Source organism: Pseudoglutamicibacter cumminsii (assembly GCF_003143995.1).
In the GTDB taxonomy this organism is placed as follows: domain Bacteria; phylum Actinomycetota; class Actinomycetes; order Actinomycetales; family Micrococcaceae; genus Pseudoglutamicibacter; species Pseudoglutamicibacter cumminsii_B.
The window spans coordinates 57838-82039 of the sequence record NZ_QFWG01000009.1; the positions used below are offsets into that span (position 1 = coordinate 57838).

General features: G+C 59.0%; 19 protein-coding genes, 1 tRNA gene and 1 other RNA gene. 14 read left to right on the plus strand and 7 right to left on the minus strand.

Annotation, left to right across the window (positions count from 1 at the left end; genetic code table 11):
* Position 1 precedes the first annotated feature (1 nt).
* Positions 2–1342 (minus strand): NADP-specific glutamate dehydrogenase, encoded by a 1341-nt coding sequence (gene gdhA / locus CAY35_RS07430; protein WP_109304002.1) that lies wholly within the window; start codon positions 1340–1342, stop codon positions 2–4.
* A gap of 146 nt (positions 1343–1488) precedes the next feature.
* Entirely contained in the window at positions 1489–2187 is a 699-nt protein-coding gene (locus CAY35_RS07435) for a DUF3159 domain-containing protein (RefSeq protein WP_109304003.1), read from the minus strand.
* A 70-nt stretch (positions 2188–2257) separates the two neighbouring features.
* Here CAY35_RS07435 and CAY35_RS07440 point away from each other — a divergent pair, with 70 nt between their 5' ends.
* Positions 2258–3715 carry an FAD-binding oxidoreductase gene (locus CAY35_RS07440; protein ID WP_258265694.1) on the plus strand — a complete coding sequence of 486 codons (1458 nt, stop codon included), beginning with the start codon at positions 2258–2260 and terminating at the stop codon, positions 3713–3715.
* On the opposite strand, the gene CAY35_RS07445 is transcribed toward CAY35_RS07440, so the two are convergent.
* On the minus strand, positions 3712–4611 hold the full coding sequence (locus CAY35_RS07445; RefSeq protein WP_109304004.1) for a 3-methyladenine DNA glycosylase: 900 nt from the start codon (positions 4609–4611) through the stop codon (positions 3712–3714). The two genes, CAY35_RS07440 and CAY35_RS07445, sit on opposite strands and share 4 nt — an antisense overlap.
* Before the next feature lie 9 nt (positions 4612–4620).
* Here CAY35_RS07445 and CAY35_RS07450 point away from each other — a divergent pair, with 9 nt between their 5' ends.
* Entirely contained in the window at positions 4621–6219 is a 1599-nt protein-coding gene (locus tag CAY35_RS07450) for an aspartate ammonia-lyase (protein WP_258265695.1), read from the plus strand.
* 104 nt (positions 6220–6323) lie between these two features.
* On the opposite strand, the gene CAY35_RS07455 is transcribed toward CAY35_RS07450, so the two are convergent.
* Positions 6324–7610, minus strand: coding sequence for an aspartate kinase (locus tag CAY35_RS07455; RefSeq protein ID WP_109304005.1), 1287 nt, complete (start codon positions 7608–7610; stop codon positions 6324–6326).
* A 336-nt stretch (positions 7611–7946) separates the two neighbouring features.
* Between CAY35_RS07455 and CAY35_RS07460 the strand changes: the two genes are divergently transcribed.
* The gene (locus CAY35_RS07460) at positions 7947–8243 is read left to right on the plus strand and encodes a hypothetical protein (protein ID WP_109304006.1); all 297 of its coding nucleotides are present in this window, start codon (positions 7947–7949) and stop codon (positions 8241–8243) included.
* Between the two features lie 49 nt (positions 8244–8292).
* Here the strand turns inward: CAY35_RS07460 and recR are convergent, their stop codons facing one another.
* On the minus strand, positions 8293–8892 hold the full coding sequence (gene recR / locus CAY35_RS07465) for a recombination mediator RecR (protein ID WP_109304007.1): 600 nt from the start codon (positions 8890–8892) through the stop codon (positions 8293–8295).
* A gap of 33 nt (positions 8893–8925) precedes the next feature.
* Positions 8926–11568: a DNA polymerase III subunit gamma and tau gene (locus tag CAY35_RS07470; RefSeq protein WP_109304008.1), complete on the minus strand. Its 2643-nt coding sequence runs from the start codon at positions 11566–11568 to the stop codon at positions 8926–8928.
* A gap of 179 nt (positions 11569–11747) precedes the next feature.
* Between CAY35_RS07470 and CAY35_RS07475 the strand changes: the two genes are divergently transcribed.
* Positions 11748–11918, plus strand: coding sequence for a CsbD family protein (locus tag CAY35_RS07475; RefSeq protein WP_101629790.1), 171 nt, complete (start codon positions 11748–11750; stop codon positions 11916–11918).
* 193 nt (positions 11919–12111) lie between these two features.
* Here the strand turns inward: CAY35_RS07475 and ffs are convergent.
* An RNA gene (gene ffs / locus CAY35_RS07480) (signal recognition particle sRNA small type) lies at positions 12112–12208 on the minus strand.
* A gap of 128 nt (positions 12209–12336) precedes the next feature.
* Between ffs and CAY35_RS07485 the strand changes: the two genes are divergently transcribed.
* The 10 genes from CAY35_RS07485 to CAY35_RS07530 all read left to right on the plus strand — a co-directional run bounded on the left by CAY35_RS07485 (position 12337) and on the right by CAY35_RS07530 (position 24195).
* Positions 12337–12421, plus strand: a tRNA-Ser gene (locus CAY35_RS07485).
* A 151-nt stretch (positions 12422–12572) separates the two neighbouring features.
* Complete coding sequence (locus CAY35_RS07490) at positions 12573–13910, plus strand: tyrosine-type recombinase/integrase (protein ID WP_109304009.1); 1338 nt, start codon at positions 12573–12575, stop codon at positions 13908–13910.
* A gap of 442 nt (positions 13911–14352) precedes the next feature.
* Positions 14353–14619 (plus strand): excisionase family DNA-binding protein, encoded by a 267-nt coding sequence (locus tag CAY35_RS10040; protein WP_109304010.1) that lies wholly within the window; start codon positions 14353–14355, stop codon positions 14617–14619.
* A 427-nt stretch (positions 14620–15046) separates the two neighbouring features.
* Positions 15047–16564 (plus strand): YfjI family protein, encoded by a 1518-nt coding sequence (locus CAY35_RS07500; RefSeq protein ID WP_109304011.1) that lies wholly within the window; start codon positions 15047–15049, stop codon positions 16562–16564.
* A 1647-nt stretch (positions 16565–18211) separates the two neighbouring features.
* Positions 18212–19780 (plus strand): hypothetical protein, encoded by a 1569-nt coding sequence (locus CAY35_RS07505; protein ID WP_109304012.1) that lies wholly within the window; start codon positions 18212–18214, stop codon positions 19778–19780.
* Between the two features lie 134 nt (positions 19781–19914).
* On the plus strand, positions 19915–20253 hold the full coding sequence (locus CAY35_RS07510; protein WP_109304013.1) for a type II toxin-antitoxin system VapB family antitoxin: 339 nt from the start codon (positions 19915–19917) through the stop codon (positions 20251–20253).
* Positions 20250–20921 (plus strand): LytR C-terminal domain-containing protein, encoded by a 672-nt coding sequence (locus tag CAY35_RS07515; RefSeq protein ID WP_109304014.1) that lies wholly within the window; start codon positions 20250–20252, stop codon positions 20919–20921. Before CAY35_RS07510 ends, CAY35_RS07515 begins: the two co-directional genes overlap by 4 nt.
* A 140-nt stretch (positions 20922–21061) precedes the next feature.
* Positions 21062–22408, plus strand: coding sequence for an MFS transporter (locus tag CAY35_RS07520; protein WP_109304015.1), 1347 nt, complete (start codon positions 21062–21064; stop codon positions 22406–22408).
* 270 nt (positions 22409–22678) lie between these two features.
* A complete protein-coding gene (locus tag CAY35_RS07525; RefSeq protein WP_109304016.1) occupies positions 22679–23347 on the plus strand; it encodes an ECF transporter S component in 669 nt (222 codons plus the stop codon).
* 5 nt (positions 23348–23352) lie between these two features.
* Positions 23353–24195, plus strand: a complete 843-nt coding sequence (locus CAY35_RS07530; protein WP_146191943.1) for an energy-coupling factor transporter transmembrane component T — start codon at positions 23353–23355, stop codon at positions 24193–24195.
* Positions 24196–24202 lie beyond the last annotated feature (7 nt).

Below are 24202 nucleotides of genomic sequence, written 5' to 3' on the forward strand. Positions count from 1 at the left end.
TCTAGATGATGCCTTGGTTGAGCATCGCGGTTGCTACGCGGCTGAAGCCGGCAACGTTCGCGCCGAAAACATAGTCCCCACCGCGGCCGTACTTATCGGCGGATTCGAGGCAGGTTTCGTGGATGTTCTCCATGATTTCGGTGAGGCGCTGGACGGTGTAGTCGAACGTCCAGGAGTCGCGGGACGCGTTCTGTTGCATCTCGAGCGCGGAGGTCGCAACGCCACCGGCGTTAGCGGCCTTACCTGGGCCGAAGAGGACCTTTGCGTCGCGGAACGCTGCCACCGCATCGGGGGTCGATGGCATGTTTGCGCCTTCGGACACGGCCTTGACTCCGTTGCGGATCAAGGTGTGGGCGTCGCGGCCGTTGAGTTCGTTCTGGGTTGCGCATGGCAGCGCGACGTCGGTCGGCAGATCCCAGATTGAGCCGTCGGTGACAACGCGGGCGCCGTTGCCTCGGCGTTCGGCGTAGTCAGAGATGCGGCCGCGTTCGACTTCCTTGACCTGCTTGATGAGCTCGACGTCGATCCCGTTCGGGTCGTAAACGTAGCCGGAGGAGTCGGAACACGCCTGCACGGTCGCGCCGAGCATCTGGGCTTTCTGCATCGCGTAGATCGCGACGTTACCGGAACCGGACACGGTGACTTTGGCGCCGTCGAAGGATTCGCCGCGGGTCTTGAGCATGGATTCCGCGAAGATCACGGCACCGTAGCCGGTCGCTTCGGTGCGGGCACGCGAGCCACCCCACAGGAGGGCTTTACCGGTGAGGACGCCGGATTCGTAGGCGTTGGTGATGCGGCGGTACTGGCCGAACATGTAACCAATTTCGCGTGCGCCCACGCCGATGTCACCTGCAGGGACGTCGGTGTACTGGCCGATGTGGGAGGCAAGTTCGGTCATGAACGACTGGCAGAAACGCATGACTTCCGCATCGGATTTGCCGTGCGGGTCAAAGTCGGAGCCGCCCTTACCGCCGCCGATTGGCATGCCGGTCAGCGAGTTCTTGAAGATCTGCTCGAAGCCGAGGAACTTGATGATGCCGATGTTGACGGAAGGGTGGAAGCGCAGGCCGCCCTTGTACGGGCCGAGGGCGGAGTTGTACTGCACGCGGAAGCCGCGGTTGATCTGAACCTGGCCGTTGTCGTCAACCCACGGGACGCGGAAGATGATCTGGCGTTCTGGCTCGCATAGGCGCTGCATGATCCCGTACTCCATGAGTTCGGGGTGCTTCTTCACGACCGGGCCGAGCGAATCGAAGACTTCTGCAACTGCTTGGTGGAACTCTGGTTCGCCAGGGTTGCGTCGAAGTACGTCAGCGTATGCATCCTCAAGCTGTGGTTCCACAGTTCCTCCTGAAATCGTTTTGCAGGTCTCCAGTGTAGAAAAATTTGGTGCCGGGCCGGTTTTTTATTTCATAACGGCCGGCAATGTGAAGAATCAGGTCGATTTGTCTAGGCCGTGTGCTGAGGCGATTCGTTGAGGCGGCGGGCCTAGCTGGCGGCTGGGACTTGTGGGTGGCGGATTCCGGGGTGGGTTTTAGGGATGGAACCGAACAGCATCCAGCCGGACGCGATGAGGCTCACGGCGAAGAGCGGGTAGCTGAGCAGTACGTGGGCTACGGAGAGCCCGATGACTTGGCCGGTGGCCCAGAAGTAGCCGAGCACGATGACGCGGACGCCGTATTGAGCAACCCAGAACCAGGATGCTCGGTTGTAGGCGCGCAGGATTACAGGGTCTTTACGCCAGGTTGTTTTGGTTCCGAGGATCGCACCGAGCACGATCCCGAGGAACGGCCAGCGGACCATGATGGAGGCCATCCACGCGAGCATCGAGGCGGCGTTGGAGAGGAGCCGGAGCAGGAAGAAGTCGACGGCGTTGCCGGTGTAGACCGCGACGGCGGCCGAGGCTACGACGGCGAGGAGCCCGAAGATGACGGAGGTCAGTTTGCGCCGTTGGTAGAGCGCGAGGCCCGCGATGATGAGCCCGGAGAGGGTTGCCGCTGCGCCGCCGATGACGACGTTGTTGTCGCTCAGCATCCATGCGATCACGAACACGACGGGCGGGATGGTCGCTTCGATCGCCGGGCGCGCGCCGCCGAGCAGCTCCATGAGGGACTCGGACTTGGCGTCTGCCTTCGGCGTAGCGTGCTCCGACCTGTTGCGCTCGGCGCGCTCATGTGGTGTGGGCATAAGCGCTAGTCTAGTTTCCGACCATCGTGTGTTCTGGCTCATACTCTGGCTGTGGGGAAGGTGAGGTTTCGTGGCCAAGGCAACTCCGGCATCGGACGCAACTGTTTCAACTGACGCAACTGTTTCCGCGGAAGCAATCGAAGCGCTAAACGAGGCGATGCGCGGCAGCATCGCGACGGATGAGGCGACGTTGCGTGCGTATTCGATTGACCGTTCGGGTGTTGAGCCTGATGGTGTCCCGGTTGCGGTGGTGTGGCCGGAGGATACGGGGCAGGTTCAGGCCGCGGTGCGGTGGGCGCGCGAGCATGGCGTGAGTGTGGTCCCGCGGGGCGCGGGCACGGGGCTTGCGGGGTCGGCGACGGCGGGCTCGGGTTCGCTTGTTGTGTGTCTTGAGCGAATGAATAAGGTTCTGGAGGTTTCGGCGGATGACCGCTTGGCGGTGGTTCAGCCGGGCATTTTGAACGATGAACTCAACGCAGTGCTGCATAAGGATGGCTTGTGGTGGCCTCCGGATCCGGCGTCGAAGGCGATTTCCACGGTGGGTGGCAACATCGCCGCGAATGCTGGCGGGTTTTTGTGCGCTAAGTATGGCGTGACGCAACAGTGGGTTTTGGGGCTCACGGTGGTTTTGGCTGATGGCCGCGTGGTATCGATGGGCCGACGCACCGTCAAGGGTGTTTCGGGTTATGACATCACGTCCATGCTGATCGGTTCCGAAGGCACGTTGGGGATCATCGTTGAGTGTGTTTTGAAGGTGCGTCCGTTGCAGTCTGCCGAGCGCGCGACCTTGGTTGCGGTGTGTGATTCCGCTGTCGATGCGGCGGCTGCTGCGAGTGCTGTGACGGCGGCGAATCTTCAGCCGGCGATGATGGAGCTTCTGGACGAGGTGACCTCGGCCGCCGTGGTGGGGCACTTGGTGGCTACGGACGAAACGTTCGTGGACCCGACTGAGGGCAAGCCGGCGTCGTTGCTTTTGGTTCAGACGGACGGCTTGGGTGCCGCCGCGGAGTTGGCTCAGGTGCACGACGCTGTGGCTGGTTTCGCGCGGCATGTTCGGGTTGCGCAGAGCGATGCCGAGACCGAGGCGCTGATCGGTATGCGGCGCGCTGTTTTCCCTGCGATTGAACGCATGGGCGGAAGCGTTTTGGTTGAGGACATCGCTGTTCCGCGGACGCGGATGGCGGAAGCGTTCACGCGGATGCGCGAGATCGAACGCAAATATGGGGTTACGTTGCCGAGCGCGGCTCACGCAGGTGATGGCAACATGCACCCGGTGTTCGTGTTCGAGCCGGTCGCGGGCGAGACGGGACTTGACGCGGTTCCGGCCCACGTGTGGGAAGCCGCCGACGAGGTTTTCACTGTCGCGTTGGAGATGGGCGGAACGCTCACCGGCGAACACGGCGTGGGCTTGCTGAAGAAGCGTTTCCTTCCGGAAGAGCTCGGGGAGGATCAGACGGAACTGCAGCAACAGTTGCGGAAGGTTTTCGATCCGGACGGGATCATGAACCCCGGCAAGGTCCTCGACTAGCCGGCGGCAACGCGGATCGCAGCGACCGCATCGAGCCCTCGCTGGCGTAGCTTCTGCGAGCGCTCGGAGAACCCGCGTTGCCGCTCAACGTATTCGGCCTTGCCGTCCGCGGTTTCGATCCGGATGGGTTCGAAACCCCAGTCGCTCAGGTCGTAAGGGGAGGCCTGCATGTCCATGATGCGGGTGTCCCACGCGAGCTCGAACGCGTCCATGATGAGCCCCGAATCCACCAAGGGCGCGAGCTTGTACAGCCACTTGTAGACGTCCATCCCGGCGTGCAAACACCCGGGCTGCTCAAGCGCAACCTGCTTCTCACGCGTAGGCGTGAACTGATTCAAACCGCGAGCCTGCGGCGCATAAAACCGGAACGCATCAAAGTGTGTGCAACGGATCTGGTGGGTCTCAACCACCTCATCCGTGCCAAAGGATCCCAGCCGCAACGGAACATAATCGTGCCGCACCCCGTTCTCTTCGGACTTATAGGCCATAGCCCACTCGTGCAGCCCAAAACACGAAAAGCTACCCGGCTTCGCCGCAACCGAACTGAAGATCGTGTCAGCGAAGTCCACCATCCGCTCCCGCGCCGCCATGAACCCCGCGGCATCCACCGTGACGCCCGGAGTCCCGCGGCCGTCGGCATCCTCAACCACCGTATAAAAGCGCCATCCAGAGCGCTCAGCAACCGCATCGTCCCCTAACAAAACCACCCCGGGACCGGCATGCCAGCGCTCCAGCTGCGCCGGCGGGAACGAGTAATACGTGAACAAGAAGTCATAAATCGGGTGGGTTTCCTGCCGCGCTCGCCGTTGCCGGAACGGTTCCGTGTACGCGCGGGCGCGTTCGGTGTGGGCCTGCGCCTGGGCACGCCACTGGTCCGGTGAAAGCAAGATGGGCATACATCCATTGTGGACGATGCGGGCCACAGCCACGCGTGCGATGCTGCGATGCGGCCGCGCCTCACCGACGCTCAACCGATGGCGCCCATCGGGCCGAGCCTGCGTAGACTCTTCAGTTGGTATCAGTTGTTGCAAACCGTTGGTTTGCGGTTCTCAGGAGCACCATTGTCCTTTTTGCCTCCGACGGCCCCCGCTGAGTTGCGGGCCGCGTTTGAATCCACCGAAACCCGCACCGAGAAGGATTCGCTCGGTACACGCGAAGTCCCGGCCGAGGTGCTGTGGGGTATTTCCACACTCCGTGCCGTAGAGAACTTCCCGATCACGGGCCGCACCGTTGGGCAGATCCGTGAGCTCGTGTGGGCTTTGGGTGCCGTGAAGCTTGCCGCTGCGCGCGCCAACCATGAGCTGGGCCGGCTTGATGACGCCCGCTGCCAGGCGATCGAGGCCGCGGCGCAAGAGGTCATGGACGGCAAGTGGGATTCCCAGTTTGTGATCGACCGGGTCCAGGGCGGCGCCGGAACCTCAACGAACATGAACGCGAACGAGGTCATCGCGCACCGTGCGCAGCAGATCATCGGTGACGATTCGATCGAGATCAACCCGATCGACCACGTCAACGCGGCGCAGTCCACCAACGACGTCTACCCGTCCGCGCTCAAGCTCGCGTTGCACTGGGCGATGCGCGGACTCATTGACGAGGTCGCGCTGCTCGCTGATTCCTTCGGTAAGAAGGCGATGGAGTTCGCGGAGATCACCAAGATTGGCCGCACCCAGCTTCAGGATGCCGTGCCGATGACGCTGGGCCAGGAGTTCGGTGCGTTCGCTGACGCGATGCGTGAAGACGTCGTGATGCTGCGGAACTTCATCCCACACCTGCTGGAGCTCAACCTGGGTGCCACCGCGATCGGTACCGGGATCACGGCGCCGGTCGGCTACCGCGAGCTTGTGCTCAAGCACCTCCAGCAGATCACCAAGAACAACGTGATCGGTGCCCGTAACCTCGTTGAGGCGACCTCGGACACGGGTGTTTTCGTGCTCGTTTCCGGCGGCCTCAAGCGCACCGCTATCAAGCTCTCCAAGATCTGCAACGACCTGCGATTGCTTTCGTCCGGCCCGCAGGCTGGCCTCAACGAGATCAATCTGCCGCCGATGCAGGCTGGGTCTTCGATCATGCCGGGCAAGGTCAACCCTGTGATCCCGGAGGTCGTCAACCAGGTTGCGTTCCGCGTGGTTGGCGCTGACACGACGGTTGCGATGGCGGTTGAGGGCGGCCAGATGCAACTCAACGCATTCGAACCTGTGATGGCGGATGTTCTGTTCGACGCGATCGAGTCCCTGCGCAACGCATGCGCGACGTTGCGGTTGCGTTGCGTTGACGGGATCGAAGCGAACGAGGACGTGCTCTCGCGGCGGGTCGCCGAGTCCGTGTCTGTTGTGACTGCGCTGTCGCCGCTGATTGGTTATGCACGCTCCGCCGACCTCATGAAGCAGGCGCTCGAAGAGAACGTATCCATCATCGATCTCGCCGTCCAAGAAGGCGTGCTCGACGAAGCCACGATCCGCCGCGCGATTTCCGACGCAACCGGCCACACCCAAACCGTGGAATAACCCTCAACTTAAACAACGATTTGGTGGGCAGTTCGTACATGAACTGCCCACCACATCGTTATATGGCTTTCCGCGGCTCGGCCGCTCGGCTGGCGGTAGGAAGGCTAGCGACCCGTGCCGCCGTAGACCGTGGCTTCCTGATCGGTGTCCAGGCCGAATGCGGTGTGGATCGCTTCGACAGCCTTCGCGAGCTTGTCTTCGTGGGTCACGATCGAGATGCGGATCTCAGAGGTCGAGATCAGGTCGACGTTGATGCCCGCCTCATGCAGGGCGCGGAAGAACGTCGCAGAGACACCAGCGTTAGAGCGCATCGCAGCGCCAACCAGCGAGACCTTACCGATCTTGTTGTCCTGCTCGATGTCCTCAAAACCGACCTCAGATTGAGCCTCGCGCAGCGCAGCAACCACGCGGTCGGCCTGAGCCTTCGGCACGGTGAACGTGATGTCAGTCTTACCGGAACCCGCCGTGGAGACGTTCTGAACAATCATGTCCACGTTCGTGTCCGCCTGAGCGATCACCTCAAAGATATGGGCGGCCTTACCCGGGATATCCGGGACGCCAATAACGGTGACCTTCCCCTCGGAGAGGTCGTGAGCTACGCCGGCAACGATCGGTTGTTCCAATGGTTCCCCCTCCGGGAGTTCAATCTTGTCTGAAGCGTCGGGGACAATCCACGTCCCCTCATTGTGGCTAAACGACGAACGCACATGAATCGGGATCCCGAAACGGCGTGCATACTCGACGCAACGCAAATGCAGAATCTTCGAGCCGTGCGCCGCAAGCTCCAACATCTCTTCGCTCGAGAGAGTATCGAGCATACGTGCATGATGAACCACACGCGGATCAGCCGTGAAAACACCGTCCACATCCGTGTAAATCTCGCACACATCGGCATCCAAAGCCGCAGCGAGCGCAACCGCGGTCGTGTCAGAACCGCCGCGGCCCATCGTCGTGATGTTTTTCGAATCCTTCGACATCCCCTGGAAGCCGGCGACGATCGCGACCGAACCGAGCTCGACCGCGCGGCGCACGCGCGCAGGGGAGACCTCGACGATGCGGGCGGAACCATGCAGCGCGTCAGTAATCATGCCCGCTTGCGAACCCGTGAACGAAACAGCCTTGCCGCCTGCGGCCTCAATTGCCATCGCAAGTAGAGCCATCGACATGCGTTCCCCGGCGGAGAGCAGCATGTCCATCTCGCGTGCGGGGGCCTTGTCCGTAATCTCGGCCGCTAAATCCAACAGCTCATCAGTGGTGTCGCCCATCGCAGAAACAACCACCACAACATCGTTGCCGGCGTTGCGGGTTTCCAGCACACGGGCGGCGACTCGCTTAATACCGGCGGCATCCGCAACGGAAGAGCCACCGTATTTCTGCACGATCAGAGCCATGAGCGCCTTTCGCTAGGTCGATGGGGTGGCCGGCAGGCGCGGCAACGCCCCATGGGAAGTGTCTGTTTTTAGCCTACGGTGCGGTTGCAGGGCAAACACAATAAGTGACGCCCAATGCCATATAAGTTGTGTGACGTAGTCGGCATGGTGCGGTGTTGGGCGTCCTGTCTGGGTGTCAGAGAGCATCCCTGGGCCTGTCGTTTACCTGTTCTTTGATTATCATCTTTGGTGTGGAACACTTCAAAGGTGATTTCTTCCACTGGAACCAGGTTGACTGCGGCCCAGTTACGGTTAGTCTGATTTCACTCGAAACAACAAGACAGAGGCGGGACCACGATGAGCAACAGGGAAGAGCTTCCGCAGCCGTTCGGTTTAGAGATCAAAGCTTGCCGGCTCGACGGGCGAAACGTTGCTGGACAACTCACGTTCGATGCCCCCTGTGAGCGCGTCTCCATCCAAGTCGCGAGCCTGCACCATCGCTCGGACCACGTCCTGGTGACCGACACCAACGGCCAAAGCTACATGCTGGATCGTGACCAAATCGTGTACGCGACCCGCCTGCAGGCCGACCAACACCTCTTCCACATCCTCGCCGCGCTCAACAACATCCAGGATGAACTCGAACGCGACTGAGCTGATTGCACGGTTGGGCTGATGCCGTGACCGAGCTGATGCCGTTCGCTTAGTCGATGAGCGAGCGGCGGCCCTCAAGCGCGCGGCCAAGCGTGACTTCGTCCGCGTATTCGAGGTCCCCGCCCACCGGGAGGCCGGATGCGAGCCGGGACACCTTCACGCCGATACTGCGCAAGATCCGCACGAGGTAGGTTGCGGTGGCTTCGCCTTCGAGGTTCGGGTCGGTCGCGATGATGAGTTCCTGGATCGCATCGTCCGAAAGCCTGGTCAGAAGTTCTTTGATGTGCAGCTGATCCGGGCCGATGCCCGCCATCGGGTCGATCGCGCCGCCAAGCACGTGATACCGGCCGCGGAACGCGCGCGTCCGTTCGATCACCATGACGTCCTTGGATTCCTCGACCACACAGATCAGGCTGTCGTCGCGGTTAGGGTCGCGGCAGATCGCGCACTTCTCGTCTTCGGTGATGTTGAAGCACACTTCACAGAACGACACTTTGTCTTTAACGACGCGGATCGCATCCGCGAGCCGGTTCATATCGTCTTTATCGGCTTCCAGGATGTGGAACGCGATGCGCTGAGCAGACTTAGGCCCAATGCCGGGTAGATGCCCGAGCTCGTCGATGAGGTCTTGGACGGCGCCTTCGTACACGGTGCACTCTCCTGACGGTTGCGGTGAGGCGGATCAGCGACGGTGGGGTAGCGGATTGCCTTCGAGGTCTGTTTCTTCGATGAGTTTTGCGTTGAGGATGTTTTCGAACGCTGCACGGCCGAACGCGACCGAGTTCTCGAGGTGTTCGTCGTCTTCGCTCGGAACAAAGTCGTAGTCGTCGACCGGCTCTGGTTGCGCTGGCGCCGGAGCGCTCTGTGCTGGCGCGCCCCAACCTGAACTGCTGCCTTCGCTTGGGTTATTACTCTGGGCGAGCAGCTGTTGGTAGCGGCTGAGCTTCGCCCCGGCTGGCCTGGCAGGAAGCACGGTTGGTGCTTGCGCCGGTGCGGCCGATGGGGTTGGCGCCGCGGTGGGTGATGGCGGGGCCGGTGTCGGGGCAGCAGGCTTTGGAGACGGAGCGGCAGGCGCTGAGCCTGGCGCCGGTGCCGCTGGTGCTTCTGCCGCGGTTGCGGTTGGAGCTGGCGCCGCAGGAGTGGCTACGGGTGGAACCGGTGCCGTGGGCGCGTCGGGCTGCTGTGGCGTCGTTGCGGCGCGCGGAGCTGGAGCTGCAGGTGCGGGTGTGGCCGGCTTCTCGGGCTGGGGTTCCGGCTCCCCGAAGTTCGGTTCGCTGGCCTCAGGTTCCGGGTCTGACTGTTCTTCGTATTCCGGCTCTTCGTATTCCGGTTCTGGATATTCCGGCTGTTCGGGTGCCTCGTAGTGTGGTTCCTCCGTGGCCGGAAGGTCGTTCCGGCCGTCAGCTTTTGGGCCGGCATCGCCGCCTTCAGCGACGTCGATGTCCGGTGTCACTCCTATCACGGCGCTGATGGAGGCCTTGAGTGTTTCGGCGGCATCGGCACGGTTCCGGAACGCGTTCATAGGCCCGGGGTTGCTGAACCCGAGTGTGAGCGTTTTTCCGTCGTAGCCGGCGATCGAGACGTCTTGTTGCAGGATCGACCACACGAACCTGCGGTTCTGTTTAACGTTCTCGAGAATCTGCGGCCAGGCCCTGCGGAACATCTCAACCGAGCCTGCGGCGCCCGCGGCGGGACGCTCAGCCTGCGGTCCTTGTGCAGGTGTGGGAGCCGATGCTGGTTCCTCAGCCGGTTTCGGTGCTGGATTCGCTTCTTGCGTCGGCTCTGGTGCAGGCTCTTGCGCCGGAGCAGGTTCCGGTTTTGCTTCAGGTTCCGGGGTCGGTTCCGGAGTGTTTTCGACCTCGGGTACTGGCGCTGCCGGCACGCGCTTCTCGTTAGGGGCTGGCTCCTCAGAGGCTCGAGGCGCGGCTGGGGCTTGAGGTGCCGCTGGCGCGGTCGGAACGGCTGCCGCAGCTGGGGCGGCAGGCGCAGTTGGGGCGGCGGGTGCGGAGTTGCGCAACGCAGCACGGGCGGCGGCAACACCGCGTTCGCCGGCCGGAGCATCGGACTGCACTGCGTTGCTGTCAGGCGTCTTCGTGTCCGGCGCTGACTTGGTATTTGGCGCCGGTGCAGGGGACGCGCTGCCGGCCTCCATCGGGCCGCCACTGAAGCTCAGGTGGCGTTCAACGCGGTCCATGCGGGCCGCGAGGCCGCGGTCGGTGTCATCGGTGGACGGCAACAGCAAGCGGGCGCACAGCAGTTCGAGGTGCAGGCGGGGGCTCGTCGCGCCGGTCATCTCGGTGAGGGCGGCGTTAGTGATGTCACCCCAGCGGGACAGCTCGGCGGGGCCCAGGCCCGATGCTTGGGCCGCCATGCGTTGAATCTGGTCTTCGGGAACGCCGTGCAGAACATCGGACGCGTTCTCGGGGATAGCGCGCACCAGGATGAGGTCGCGGAAGCGCTCCAAGAGGTCCTCGACGAAACGGCGAGGATCCTGGCCGGACTGGATCACGCGGTCCACGGCCGCGAACACGGAAGCGGAATCGTGCGCTGCCAACGCATCGACCACATCGTCCAGGAGCTCACCGTGGGTGAAGCCAAGCAGAGCGACTGCGAGGTCGTAGGAGACACCGCCATCTCCTGAACCGGCCATGAGCTGATCCAGGACAGAGAGCGTGTCGCGGGCGGAGCCTCCGCCCGCGCGGACCACGAGAGGAACAACACCCGGGGCGATCGAGACATGCTCAACGTCAGCGAGGTGCTGCACGTATTCGGTCATCGGCTCAGGCGGGATCAGCCGGAACGGATAGTGGTGGGTACGCGAACGGATAGTGCCGATGACCTTCTCGGGTTCGGTCGTCGCGAAAATGAACTTGATGTGCTCAGGCGGCTCTTCAACGATCTTGAGTAGCGCGTTGAATCCGGCCGAGGTCACCATGTGAGCCTCGTCGATGATGAAGATCTTGTAGCGGTCACGCGCTGGGGCGAAGGAAGCGCGTTCGCGGAGCTCGCGGGCGTCGTCAACACCACCGTGGGAGGCGGCGTCGATCTCGATGACGTCGAGGGAACCGGACCCACCTGTGGCGAGGTCGCGGCACGACGGGCACTCGCCGCATGGGTGCGCGGTAGGGCCCTGGTCGCAGTTCAGGCAACGAGCGAGGATGCGGGCCGACGTTGTTTTACCGCAGCCGCGGGGTCCAGAGAACAGGTACGCGTGGTTGACACGGTTTTTATCCAAAGCCACTTGGAGTGGTTTGGTCACGTGATCTTGCCCGATGACGTCTTCGAACGTGTCGGGTCTAAACCGGCGGTATAGGGCTGTGCTCACCCCTCCAGCCTACCCAGATACGGTAGGGGACCCATAGCGGCTGATTCGCGATCGTGGCTGAATATTCGTTCTAAGCAAAACCACAGGCGAATCCCTAGACATGGACGTGTGACTGTGGAAGTGTCACAGATAGAAGACCTCGGGGAGTCACCCCGGTCTCAGCGTGAAAGGAGTATCCCATGAGCTTGGGAGACAAGTTGGAAAACGCTAAGGACAAGGTAGTCGGCGCAGCTAAGGACAAGCTTGGCGAATTGCGCGACGACAAGGGCCAGCAGGCTGAAGGCAAGGCTCAGAACGCTAAGGGCAAGGCCGGCGACGCTGCTGAGGACGTCAAGGACAAGTTCAAGTAAGCCTTGCGCCACATAGATTTCAACGGTAGTTGCAAGCTACGAGTGTTCGGCTAGCTGACTACTGGAATACGTTCGAGGGGTTCATGGTGATGACCACCGTGAGCCCCTCGCTCTTTTAAACGCCTCTCGCCCATTTAAATAGGTCTCACCCGTTTAACAGGTCTATGACAGGTCTGCCCGTTGAGGGGTTAAAAGTAGCGACCCCTCACGCACCTGCCAGAGCCCACTTACCCTTGCTGCCTTCCGGCCCTGGGGGAGTTCAGCGAGATAACACCACGTGAGGGGTCGCGTAACAGTCTAACTGAGAGGTCAATAGGACGCGAATCAGGCGAGATTCTGGCGTCGATTGGCTCTTAAACGTTTAGTTCGCTAAAGTGTGTAAAGCCTTGTTCACGTTTCGGCTTGAACGGGTATCCGAGGAGGATTCGCCTAGCGGCCTATGGCGCACGCCTGGAACGCGTGTTGGGTTCACGCCCTCGGGGGTTCAAATCCCCCATCCTCCGCTTGCAGCCCCCGGGATCGTTGAGATTCCGGGGGTTTCCGTTTTAACCCGCTTGTTTGCAGGGTTTTCGTGTTTCCCTGGAGTGTACTCAGTTACCCTAGAACGGTAAAGAAACTAGGACACAGGTAGGACACGGCTAAACAGGCGGGGCCATGGCTAAGAAAAGCAACAGACCAAGAGGCGTAAGGCAACGCCAGAACGGGTCTTGGGAGTACCGTCACTACTGGGGGCAAGTAGAAGCCTCAGCTTTGTTCAGGAAGTACGGTGAACAGCTGCCAGACATGCCCGCGAGTTTCTGGAAGGCCGGGCAACGTGCTGAAGTCTATGCCGATACTTTGCCCGGTATCAGGAAGGCCCGGGAACGAGTACTTGCCGAAATCATTACAGGCACATACGTTCCCCGCCATATTGCTAAAGAACTAGCCAAGAGGGAAGCGGAAGCCGCTGAACGAGAAGCCGCGCGTCTCAGTGTCACATTCGAGCAGGTAGCGACTGAGTACCTTGCGTTCATTCGCGAGCATGTAGATTTTGGGACATGGCGCACATATAGGAGCGCGGTCAGGAAGCGTCTAAAGGCCCTTCACTCGCTCCCTATCGGAAGCATCACACCAAACAAGCTAGAAGCGTGGTACAGGCAACTAACGGCCGAAACATCCCAACGATATGCCCGCAAAGCCTATGACGAACTTAGCCGGGTGATGAAGTACGCAACGGGCACCCACGAGAAACAGCACCACAGTTCTAAGACATACCTAGACAAGAACCCTTGTGTTCTGAGGCTTGGCCCTAAACCTAAACCCATGAAAGAACGACGTGCATTAACGCCCGAGGAAGTCCACGCGCTCGCCGACGGTATGCCCCCGCATCGTTCTATAGCAATCTGGATAGGCGCTTTAGGCGGTTTACGGCAAGGCGAAATCATTGGGCTACAACGCAAACACGTGTCATTCAAAGACGGTTTTGTATGGCTGGAAGTGAAGCAACAGCTTGTGAGGCAAGACGGTGCCCCTGCAGAGCTTGAAGACCCTAAGACAGATGCCGGGGTTAGACGTATTCCGCTACCTGGGATGAAAGGCGTAGACACGTTCAAACTGTTTTCTCACTGGATGACCAACGTTGTTGGACCCGGTGAAGATGCTTTCGTGGTTCCGCTGCGTCCAGGGAAGCCGGCGGGCATTGCGCACACCACGATAGGCAAGCACATGCGGAAAGCCCGGGAAGCGGCTTCTAACAAGCTTGGGGTGGACCTGAGAAAGGTTGGCACCCATGACTTGAGGCATACAGCTATGACGAACTTTGGACGATCACGGGCAACGTTAGCGGACCTTAAGTTGTTCGGTGGTCATACCAACGTTGAAGCCGTGATGATTTATCAGCATAGCGACGCGGAGAGTTTGGCCCGTGTTGCTGGCATGTCACGGGAAGAAGCCCAAGCGGAAGCGCAAGAACGTCAAGCTCACTTGGAGGCGTTGAGGGAAGCTAATGACTAGCCGGCCTGCACGTTTCTGCAGGAAGATTCTTAAGCTATTAGCTTAACTTTGCCGCCGGCTGTGGATAACTAGCCTTATAAAACGTCGCAGAACAACGCAAAACATGCAACAGGCGTGAACGCATGGTAAGCAGGGAGTTTTTGCCTGTGGATAACTCGCAAATGAGCGGCGGCCCAGGAAAATGCGACCTTCAAAGCAGTTTAGTTAGCATGGACAGTACTAAGACCCCCCTAGATGAACTAGGAAGGTCTTAGCAACAGAATTTATGTAATTATCGAGAAGGTTCCCTAGCGTCTAGGTTCCTTCACCTGAAAGCTATAGGCGGCGGCAGCCGTCTAAAGCTTCTCACGCAGAACGGGCGGCAACCCGGTCTACAGCTATTAACGGTACCCCACTGTTTCGGGTATTCAAGCGGCTGTTTCGTGAGAACCCTTCACAGGTGATGGACGCCTTGACGCGGGAACCGGGAAGGTTTACCGTGCACAGTCACGCAACCGAGTACATCACTATTCAGCAAGCAGCTGAAGCCCTTGGCTGCTCACAGAAGTTCATTCGCCGCGCTATCGACATTGGAACGCTGCCCTCTTACAGGTTTACAGGTTCCCGGCTTATCCGGATCAAATCGCAAGAACTGCATCACGCGATGAAGCCAGATAACCCGGCCGTTGTCGCTATCACTGCACGTTGCAAGAATGGCGGTGAAATCTAATGCGACACCAGCCACGTAAACGGATCCAGCACCCTAGACACGGCGACGGGGCTAACTGCACCAAGAAACACAGTAGCCCCGCTAACCCCATTCTAGACGATCCAAACGGGCCACCACACAGCAGGAACGCTAACAGCCTTAGAAGTAGCCTCACGGTTGCTGAAGTTGAAGCGATACGTTCAGGCGCTCAAGACCTAGGCCGTTGGCAAGGCTATCTGATCGGTGTTCGTGAAACGAGAAGAGAATTAGCGCCGCTGAGGGAAGCCGAGAAGAAAGAACTGTATCTAGGCGCATGGTGGGACGCTATGCACGTCCGTATCTCGACACAGCATAAAGAGACCGTAGAACGAGCACTAACCGCGGCATACGCCCCCCGCTGCTTCAACTGTGGAGCCGGACGCGGTGAGGCATTCGAGGGGGTAGACGCATGACTAACCCGTTCATCGACGATGCCGGGGAATGGATCAGCTGGAGAGAACCGGAACCACTCAACACCTCAAGCAAAGTGCCAAGCTTCCCAACTGAATGGCTGCCAACACGTCTAGGCGAGTTCCTGAAGGCCGTTAGCGCTTATATACAAGTCAAAGACGAGATGACAGGCCCCGCTATCTTGGGGGCACTCTCAACAGCCGTACAAGGCCGCTTTATCGCGTGCCGTAGGAACGGAAGCAAGGAACAGGTCAACCTTTACACACTGATAGTCAGTGAGCCGGGAACCCGTAAATCCCCGGTAGAGAAGGCCGTCACTCAACCGCTCAGAGAGCTAGAAGCAGAGCTACAGGAAGAAGCTCAAGTAGTAGTGAACCGGGCTAGACGTGACAGGGACCTACTCGAAAGACAGGTTCAAACACTTCTCGATAAAGCGAAGAACGGGAACGCTGAATCTGAAGCTGAATACAGGGCGGCAAGCGAAAGACTGGATAACACCCCGGTGCCAACGATGCCGCGCCTTATCACTGGAGAGATCACGCCTGAGAGAGTGCCAGACCTAGCAAGCACGAACGGGCAAGCATTAGCGATTATCGCCGCTGAAGGCGGTGTTCTAGGAACCTTCTTAGGCCGCTATAACGGCGGAACCCCTAACGTTGACATGCTTACAGCCGGCTATTCAGGTGATGCGATCACTATCGACCGTAAAGGCCGGGACCCGGTACCGACTGAAGGGTTAGCGTTGACGCTTCTAATCTTCCTGCAGCCGGCTTCTCTTAGGGACCTATTCATAAAGCTAGGGGAAGGAACGCAAGGCGTATTAGAACGGTTCCTTATCTCAGTTCCTTCCGAGGTGATCGGCAAGCGAGAAACAGATCAACGGATGCCTAAAGAACTAACGGACTGGTACAGCCAACACCTCAAAGCAATTGCTACATACTGCAGAAAGATTAGCGAGCGGGTAGAGCTGCAGCTAAGTGACGAAGCGGCTGAACGTTTCAGGGTGTTTCAGGACAGTATTTACCCGATGACAGAAACCGGCGGGGTGTGGTCGTTTGATCCGCTTATGAAGGGCTGGGGTGCCAAGCTAGGAGGGACCACCTTAAGAATTGCCGCGCTTCTACACGTTAGCCATGAGATAGAGAAGCACGGCCGGGTTAGTTCAGAAATATCCGATGAAGCTATGAGCGCCGCTGAACAGATAGCCCTTTACTATGCCGAGCAGCATAAGCGAGTAGCCCGCATCAGGAAGGGAAAGACTGAACTAGACGATGCTGAACGAGTCCTTGCAGTTATCAAGCAAAACGCGCGCCCTACGGTCACAGCTAGGGACATCATGAGAAGTTCAAACTTGAAGGTGTCTCATGACGCCCTGGAGGTTCTACGAGTACTGGAAGAACACGGGTACCTTGCTGAAACCGAACAGCTAAGACGGCCGGGCCGTAAGTCGCCGGTGTTCGCCGTGAACCCCCGTGTCTTAGGAACCATTGAATCTATAAACCTAGAAACCCCCTGACAAATTGACATATCCCGGTGCATCCCTTGAAAACACTGGGAAGGGAATTGTCACAGCCCCTAACTGACAAATGATGACAAATTGACATATCCAACGAGACAGCCGAGAAGGAACAGCCCCGATGAAGGGGAATTGTCAAATTGTCACTAATTGTCATTCGGAACTGCTGACATTTATTTTCCGCGTAAACACTGGGAAGGAAGGGCAATTGTCAATTTGTCAACACACTTCTAGGGGTTAGAGAACTGACAACTGCATAACCACTAACGGGAAGACTCGGCGCTAAGGAACACAGAAGAAGCCTTAGCCCGGGTCTTTCCATGTCCATAGACAGGCAGCAGTTACACGGCGAGCGCCTAACACCGTCAACGTAACTAGAACCGGCCACTGTGGTTGAACCCGCCCAAGATACGGCCTCACATAAACACGGCGAACATTCCACTAAGCAACCGGCGACAGAACATCACTCACAGGCCGGGCCTTTTCTGTTCCCACATCACGGCGGAAGACTGGGAACCGTGTAAGAAGTGTAGGCAGTTGCCTATAGCTCCCTTAACTCTCTCTTCAAGGAACGATAAGCAAGCGGCTACACAAACTACACAACCACACATTCAGAACCGCTTGATCTCGCCTCAACCAAGGGCACGGCGAGCGCCCCTAACGCTGTAACACGTCACAAGAAACACTAGACAAGCAGACACGATAACGAGCCGTTCAGAACACCACAGAACAGCCCCAGGGGGTACCCGCTCCCTACCGTCTCACCATTTCGCCCCCCGCCAGCATTGCGATATCTCCCCGGCTGTTTTCCCGTTCGCCGTAGTCAGTGACTGATTATTACAGGGTGTAATTCTTGAGCCTTTAAACGGCCCTGAATGGTGTCAAAACTAGGACACCTATAGGACACGGCTTTAACGGGCTTCTCAAATTCCGCGTAATTACAGGGATCAAAGCGATTAGGTGGAGATTCCCCCATCCTCCGCTTTGTAATGTGTCGGGACATCGTTCATACGGTGTCCCGACATTTTTTATGCTCTGGGGCTTTGATGTGTCGGGTCATCGTTCCGCTTTTTCTGGTGATGTGTCAGGACATCGTTCCGTTTTGCAGGCTTCGCAAGGGCTACCACGAAACGCTCTTCTTGCCTTGCGGATGCGGCGCTCTCCGGGGCTATTCTGTTTCGCTGCTTCTGTTGCTCGTTGCCGCCGGGTGTCGCAAGTCACCGCTCAGCCTCCGCCATGACGTGAGCTAGGCGGGCGAACCGGTCGCGCCTTGTCCTGGGGTGAACGATGTCCTGACACATAGATGAACGATGTCGTGACACATGGTTGGAAGGGTGTCGTGGCACATCTGTGGGTTGGTTGTGGTGGTGAGGGGTGAACGATGTCGTGAAACCAAACACCCCATCCTCCGCTTGCAGCCCCCGGGATCGTTGAGATTCCGGGGGTTTCCGCTTTAACTCGCGGGTTTCCAGATGGCGTGCATCGCGAGGATACGCCGCTTCAAAGCTTGTTCCACCGCACCGAACCAGCGATTTTTGTAGCAATTTAGCGAAAATTTGCCGCTAGCCGGTCTTTAGGTTGTTTTTTGGCATATCGTGTTTCAAGGAGTAATCCCGATTACATTCGCTAAACCTAGAGGAGTGGATCATGGCGGAACAGAATATTCCGCAACCGCCGCAGCAGCCGGGCGGCGGGCAGCAGCCACAGAATAATCAGTACGGCGGCTACCCACAGCAAGGCGGCTATCCGCAACAGGGTGGTTACCCTCAGCAGGGCGGCTATCAGCAAGGTGGTCCTCAGCAGGCGCCTAAGCCGAGCCCATTCCAGGGAATCTCGAAGGACGTCTACAAGAAGCTCGGTACCGTGCTCGGCATCGGTGCTGGTGCCGCGGTCGTTTCGTCGCTGATCTTCGGCTTCCTCTTCTGGGCCGTCTACGACGAAGACATGTCTTTCGGTTTCCGAGGCGCCAGCTTCCGGGATTTCATGCATGCGAATTTCTTCTCGTTCATGCATTTGCCAGCAGCGGGTTTCCGTAACGCGATCCACTACGGTGGAGCCACCCTGGCGGTCATCCCGCTCACGATCTCGGTTCTCACCTTGATTGCGATGTGGTTCTTCGGCCGCAAGTTGCGTTCCACCACGATGGTGTCGAACTGGATCGCTAAGCTCGTGATCGCCTCCGCTTCCGGCCTGGCGTTCTGGGGCGTTCTGGTTATTCTTTCCGCGATCTTCGCGTGGGCGCCTGGCGAAGGTAGCGGCGCATGGGCCGGCTCGTTCGGTGGCGCCGTGTACACGCTGGTGACCGTGGGTGGTCTTGTGTGGTTCTTGCTCTCTCCGAAGGGCATCCCGGACAAGCTCAACATTGGTGTTGGTGTGCGCTTGTTGCTTGAACACCTCGCTTTCGCTGGTGTGTTCGCGCTCATCTTGGGCCTCATCGGCGTCCTCGCCGCCGGAGAATTCGCACCGAAGGGCCTGATTTTCGTGGGTATCCTTGCGGGTGTTCCGAACGTGATCTTCAGCTTCTTCAACACGATCTACCTCGGCTCGCTGTCCAACGGCTACGCGAGCGCATTCGGATACAGCACGTACCAGTGGTGGGAAGTGCTTATCGGCGTTATCGTTTCGATCATCGCGCTGGTGATTTTCGCTATCCGCTGGGCTGCGCGCGGTCAGGCCGCAGCGCCAATGCACGCGATGTGGCGCTTGCCTGCCATCTACGCGGCAGGTGGCCTGTTCATGCTGTTCGCTATGTACACGGGTAAGAATGGCGACATGTCGGCTGGCCTTGGCCTGGCCGGCTGGAACTTCATACTGCTGGCCGTGGTCGGTGCGATCATCGAGGTTCTGGCTCGCTTCGTTGTCCCGGCGTCGATGGGCTTCCTGCCAGGCACGTTGCTCAGCTGGATCAACGTTGGTATCCCGGAGGGTCCTCAGAACTTCCAGCAGCTGGGTCAGGTTGCTCAGCAGCGCCGCCAGGAGTCGCAGGCTCGCATGCAGCAGATGCAACAGCAGATGCAGCAGCAGGGTCAGCAGTACCCGCAGCAGAACCCTTACGGTTACGGCCAGCAGGGTGGCCAGGCGCCACAGCCTCCGCAGCAGGGCCAGCCAGGTCAGTTTGGTCAGCAGGGCGGTCAGGCTCCGATGCCTCCACAGCAGAGTCAGCCAGGCCAGAATGGCCAGGGCGGCCAGCCGCAGAACCCTAACGGTCAGAACTAGTAATGGTTGATTGATCTTTCGTGTGGGCCTCAGCATCGATGGTGCTGAGGCCCACATGTTTGTTAAAAGGACTGCGTGATCTGGGTGGCTGTGCTGAGTTTTTGCGCGGGTTCTCGCGTAATGTTTGAAGCACCATGATTTTTAAGGCTGTCGGCAGTTCTCGCCCTTATCCGGCTCACGGGTTGAACACGTCTCGCGACTGGGCTGGAGTGCCTCCACGGCAGGTGCGGTTGGCCGATTTGATCACAACGAAAGACAAGCTGGATCTGGCTCAGTTGTTGAGTGAGGATTCGACTTTTTATGGGGATCTTTTCCCTCACGTGGTCAAATATGAGAGCGAGATGTACCTCGAAGATGGCTTGCACCGGGCTTTGCGCACGGCGTTGTATCGCCGTGAGGTGATGCATGCTCGTGTGCTTGATTTGGACGCGATGTATTCCGATGGGACACCGGTGAGGAGGCGGGGCGCATGAGTAGCAAGGACGTTGGCTCGAAACCTGCCGCTGAGTCTGCCGCGAAGCCTGCGGTGACGTCGGATACCGACGCGCCGGAGAGTAGCGCTGAAGGTCGCCCGGTTGCCTCGGAGCCGCTACCTTCGTTGATTAGCGATGAAGACCGAGTGATTGCTCGGCGGTCTCGCGCGTGGGTTGTGGCTGGCCTTGTTGCGATCGGTGTTGCCGGTACGGCACTCGGGTTCACGTGGTGGCAACGGGGCACGTGGACGCCGGATTTCCGCGCCCCGAACCCTGCGGTCGTCTGCCCGGTGTGGCCTTTGACTCCGGCGGAGCCCGCTGATGTTTCTTTGAACGTCTTTAACGCTTCGCCGCGCGAGGGTATCGCGGCGGAGGTTGCGGATACCCTGCGTGAGCGGGGTTTTGATGTTCGCACGGTTCGTAATGCGACGTTGGATACGAAGACGGCCGAGTCAGTTGCGTTGATTTATGCGGGCCCTGATGACACTGCGGCGGCGTTGGCTGTGCAGAATCAGATCCCGGGGTCTGAGGTTGTGTTGCAGCCGGACAGGACCAACGGGATTCTGGATGTTGCGTTGGGGATCAAATATGGCGGTGTCGCATCGCTCGAGAGTATCCCGAAGGGTAGCGGGACATTGAAATGCACTAATCCGTGGTTTGAACGCTGAACCGGTTTTATTGTTTGTGACATCCGATTTTTCATAATCCGCGTCATAATCCAGCACGACTTACTGTGATCTCTCACACTCGGTCTACGATGGCGGCAACACTTCCTGCCGTCCCGTGGATTTTGTGAGGGGAATCAGCGATGTCTAATGCCGCTGTTCGTACCAACCGGTCGCGCGTTGCGTTTGCGACGCTCGTGGGTACCACTGTTGAGTGGTACGACTTCTTTATTTATGCGAACGCTGTAGCGCTCGTGTTCGCGCATCAGTTCTTTGAGCCGCTGGGTGCAACTGGCGCGCAGCTGGTCGCGTTCGCATCGGTCGGTTTGTCGTTCTTGTTCCGGCCTTTGGGCGCGTTCTTGGCGGGCCACTACGGCGATAAGCTCGGCCGCCGCAAGATGCTCGTGATCACTCTGCTGTTGATGGGTGGCGCGACGACGGCTATCGGCTTGATCCCAACGTATGCGGCGATCGGTGTCGCGGCTCCGCTGTTGTTGCTGGCGATGCGTATCCTGCAGGGTATTTCCGCTGGCGGTGAGTGGGGCGGCGCTGTCTTGATGGCGGTCGAGCACGCTGGCCGTGAGCGTCGTGGTCTTGCTGGTGCTGTCCCGCAGCTGGGCGTTCCTTTGGGCATGTTGTTGGCTTCGGGCATGATGGCGCTCATGACGGGTGTGATCGCGCCGACTGAGGAGGCGTTCAACACGTGGGGTTGGCGTGTTCCGTTCCTGCTGTCCTTCCTGTTGGTGTTCTTGGGTTACTGGGTTCGCCGTTCTGTTGATGAGTCCCCTGTGTTCCAGGAGATCGCAGAGCGCAAGGAACAGATCCACATGCCGCTGGTGCAGCTGTTCAAGAAGTACTGGTACCTCGTGGTTTTGGGTGCTCTGGTGTTCGCAGGTAACAACGCGTCTGGCTACATGACCACTGGCGGCTTCATCACTAACTACACGACGTCGTCGCTGGGTATGGACCGCACAGATGTGCTGCTTGCGGTGACTGCGGGTTCGTTCTTCTGGTTCGTGTTCACGTTGATCTCTGGTTTCATGGCTGACGCGATTGGCCGGGTGCGTACGTACCAGATCGGGTTCATCATCCTGGGTGTTTCTGTGTTCTTGGTGTTCCCGATGATTTCGACGAAGTCGCTGGGGATGCTGTACCTCGCGTTGCTGTTGTTCTCGGTTGGGTTGGGTCTCACGTATGGTCCGCAGTCGGCGCTGTATTCGGAGATGTTCCCGGCTTCCGTCCGGTTCTCGGGCGTTTCGGTTTCGTACGCGATCGGCGCGATTATCGGTGGCGCGTTCTCGCCGATGATCGCGAAGGCGATTTTCGATTCGACCGGCTCAACCACCATGATTTCTTGGTACTTGTTGGTCTTCGTGGTGATCGGTTTCGTTGCGGTGTCGATGATTCGTGACCGTAAGGGCATCGACCTCTCGATCAGCAATGAGGCTGAGCAGGCTCATGGTGCCGTGATTTTCCAGAAGGCGGCGTAAGCGCCCAAGCTACACGTAAACGGCGGTCCAGTCACTAGTCAGTTATGTGACTCTGGGCCGCCGTTTGCTTTCATGACTATGTTTCGTTCGTTGTGCGGTACTATTTTGACCGCGCCGCCAGACAGCAATCTGAGCTAGACACTCAGCGTCAGGGATTGTTGCATCGGCGCTTCCCACGTAATTTAGTGGGATAGGGGCCGTGGTTATCGCGGTTCCTTACTGAAAGGGATCTACGAGCGTGATGCGACGCAGTGGGAGCGAGGTCATCTGATGCCCGCTATACAAAGGTTCGCTGCACATGGCAGCAAGTATGGGCAGTTGACGCTGTTTATGGTCCCGTTGGGGATTGCGATCAACTTCATTGCTGGGCAGATTGTTCTTCTGCTCAAGCTGCCTGTGTATATGGATGCGATCGGAACCATCCTGGTGGGTGCGGTCTGTGGGCCGTTGCCGGGTGCGTTGGTTGGTTTGTTGACGAACTTGATCAATGCGATCACGTTGCCGACGTTGGTGCCGTACGCGATTGTGTCGGTTCTGATTGGTCTGGCAGCCGGTTGGCTGGCTAGGGTCGGCTGGTTCCGTAACGTGTTCCATGTTGCGTTTGCGGCGCTTATTTTTGCGCTGATCGGTGGTTTCATCGGATCGCTCATCACCATCTGGGTTTTCGGTGGTTTGTCGGCGTCCGGTGTTGGCTGGGTGACCGGTATTCTCCGTTCGGTCGGTGTGGGTGAAACCGCGGCTGTGTTCTTGGCTTCGATGCCGCTGGACTTCATCGATAAGGTTCCGTCTGCGTTCATTGCGTGGCTGATTATTTTGCGGATGCCTACCCGCGTGTTGGTGAAGTTGCCGTTGGGTGACAGGTATTTGAAGCCGCAGAAGACGCACGATGCGTTGGCTGATGAACAGAAGCATCCTGGCGAATTGACGTTGGGTCGGTGATCGGTATGGCTCAGAAAGCTCAGACTCAAGCGGCGCAGATCAAGGACTTGCGTGCGTACTACTTGGACCGTTATTCCCAGCCGTATCGCTTGGGTAACCCGATCCGCGACCTGAACCCACTGATCTTGTTCGCGTTCTTGGTGGCTATTGCGGTCGCCTCGATCGCGCTACCGTGGCCGGTTTTGGCTCCGGCCGTCGGCTGTGTTGTGTTCGTGGTGATCGCGGTACTCGCTGGCCGCGCCAAGCAGTTCATCCCGCTGTATCTCAAGCTGTTCTTGGGTGTCGGCTCAGTCCTGTTTATTCTGCGAGTGTTCTTGATCGCGCCGGAGGAAGGCGCGACCGTTTACTGGAGCTGGGGCGAAAACCTCGCCCTCTCTACGACCTCGATCGCTGCAGCGGCACGCTTCACCCTCGTCGTAATGTCTTTGTGTGGCGCTTTGGCGCTGTTCTTCCAGCTGGTTCCAGCTAAGAACTTGATGCTCGCGTTGCAGGGCGTTGGTTTGTCTTCGCGTTCGACCTACGTTGTGTTGTCTTCGTTCCAGTCGATCACTGATCTTCAGAAGATGTCGAAGGTTGTGGTGGATGCGCAGAAGGCTCGCGGTATTGAGATGGAGGGCGGTTTCTTCCGTCGTGTTGCCGCGTTCTTCCCGATCATCACCCCCGTGTTCCTTGCGGCGATCGGTCAGACGGAGGAGCGCGCGCTCGCGTTGGATGCGCGTGCGTTCAACGTTCCGGAGAAGCCTTCACAGTTGTCTTACCTGCCGAAGGTTGGCGTGGGGCAATGGCTTCTGTTGCTGGTCTCATTGGTGATCGCGGTGGGCTCCATCGTCCTGGCTGTGGTCCTGTAAGGGGTTC

Excerpts from the sequence above, each read along its gene's own strand:
- CAY35_RS07435 (WP_109304003.1), bottom strand. The coding sequence starts at position 2,187 with ATGCCCACACCACATGAGCGCGCCGAGCGCAACAGGTCGGAGCACGCT.
- CAY35_RS07445 (WP_109304004.1), bottom strand. The coding sequence starts at position 4,611 with ATGCCCATCTTGCTTTCACCGGACCAGTGGCGTGCCCAGGCGCAGGCC.
- CAY35_RS07455 (WP_109304005.1), bottom strand. The coding sequence starts at position 7,610 with ATGGCTCTGATCGTGCAGAAATACGGTGGCTCTTCCGTTGCGGATGCC.
- CAY35_RS07460 (WP_109304006.1), top strand. The coding sequence starts at position 7,947 with ATGAGCAACAGGGAAGAGCTTCCGCAGCCGTTCGGTTTAGAGATCAAA.
- CAY35_RS07475 (WP_101629790.1), top strand. The coding sequence starts at position 11,748 with ATGAGCTTGGGAGACAAGTTGGAAAACGCTAAGGACAAGGTAGTCGGC.
- CAY35_RS07490 (WP_109304009.1), top strand. The coding sequence starts at position 12,573 with ATGGCTAAGAAAAGCAACAGACCAAGAGGCGTAAGGCAACGCCAGAAC.
- CAY35_RS10040 (WP_109304010.1), top strand. The coding sequence starts at position 14,353 with ATGGACGCCTTGACGCGGGAACCGGGAAGGTTTACCGTGCACAGTCAC.
- CAY35_RS07500 (WP_109304011.1), top strand. The coding sequence starts at position 15,047 with ATGACTAACCCGTTCATCGACGATGCCGGGGAATGGATCAGCTGGAGA.
- CAY35_RS07505 (WP_109304012.1), top strand. The coding sequence starts at position 18,212 with ATGGCGGAACAGAATATTCCGCAACCGCCGCAGCAGCCGGGCGGCGGG.
- CAY35_RS07510 (WP_109304013.1), top strand. The coding sequence starts at position 19,915 with ATGATTTTTAAGGCTGTCGGCAGTTCTCGCCCTTATCCGGCTCACGGG.
- CAY35_RS07515 (WP_109304014.1), top strand. The coding sequence starts at position 20,250 with ATGAGTAGCAAGGACGTTGGCTCGAAACCTGCCGCTGAGTCTGCCGCG.
- CAY35_RS07520 (WP_109304015.1), top strand. The coding sequence starts at position 21,062 with ATGTCTAATGCCGCTGTTCGTACCAACCGGTCGCGCGTTGCGTTTGCG.
- CAY35_RS07525 (WP_109304016.1), top strand. The coding sequence starts at position 22,679 with ATGCCCGCTATACAAAGGTTCGCTGCACATGGCAGCAAGTATGGGCAG.
- CAY35_RS07530 (WP_146191943.1), top strand. The coding sequence starts at position 23,353 with ATGGCTCAGAAAGCTCAGACTCAAGCGGCGCAGATCAAGGACTTGCGT.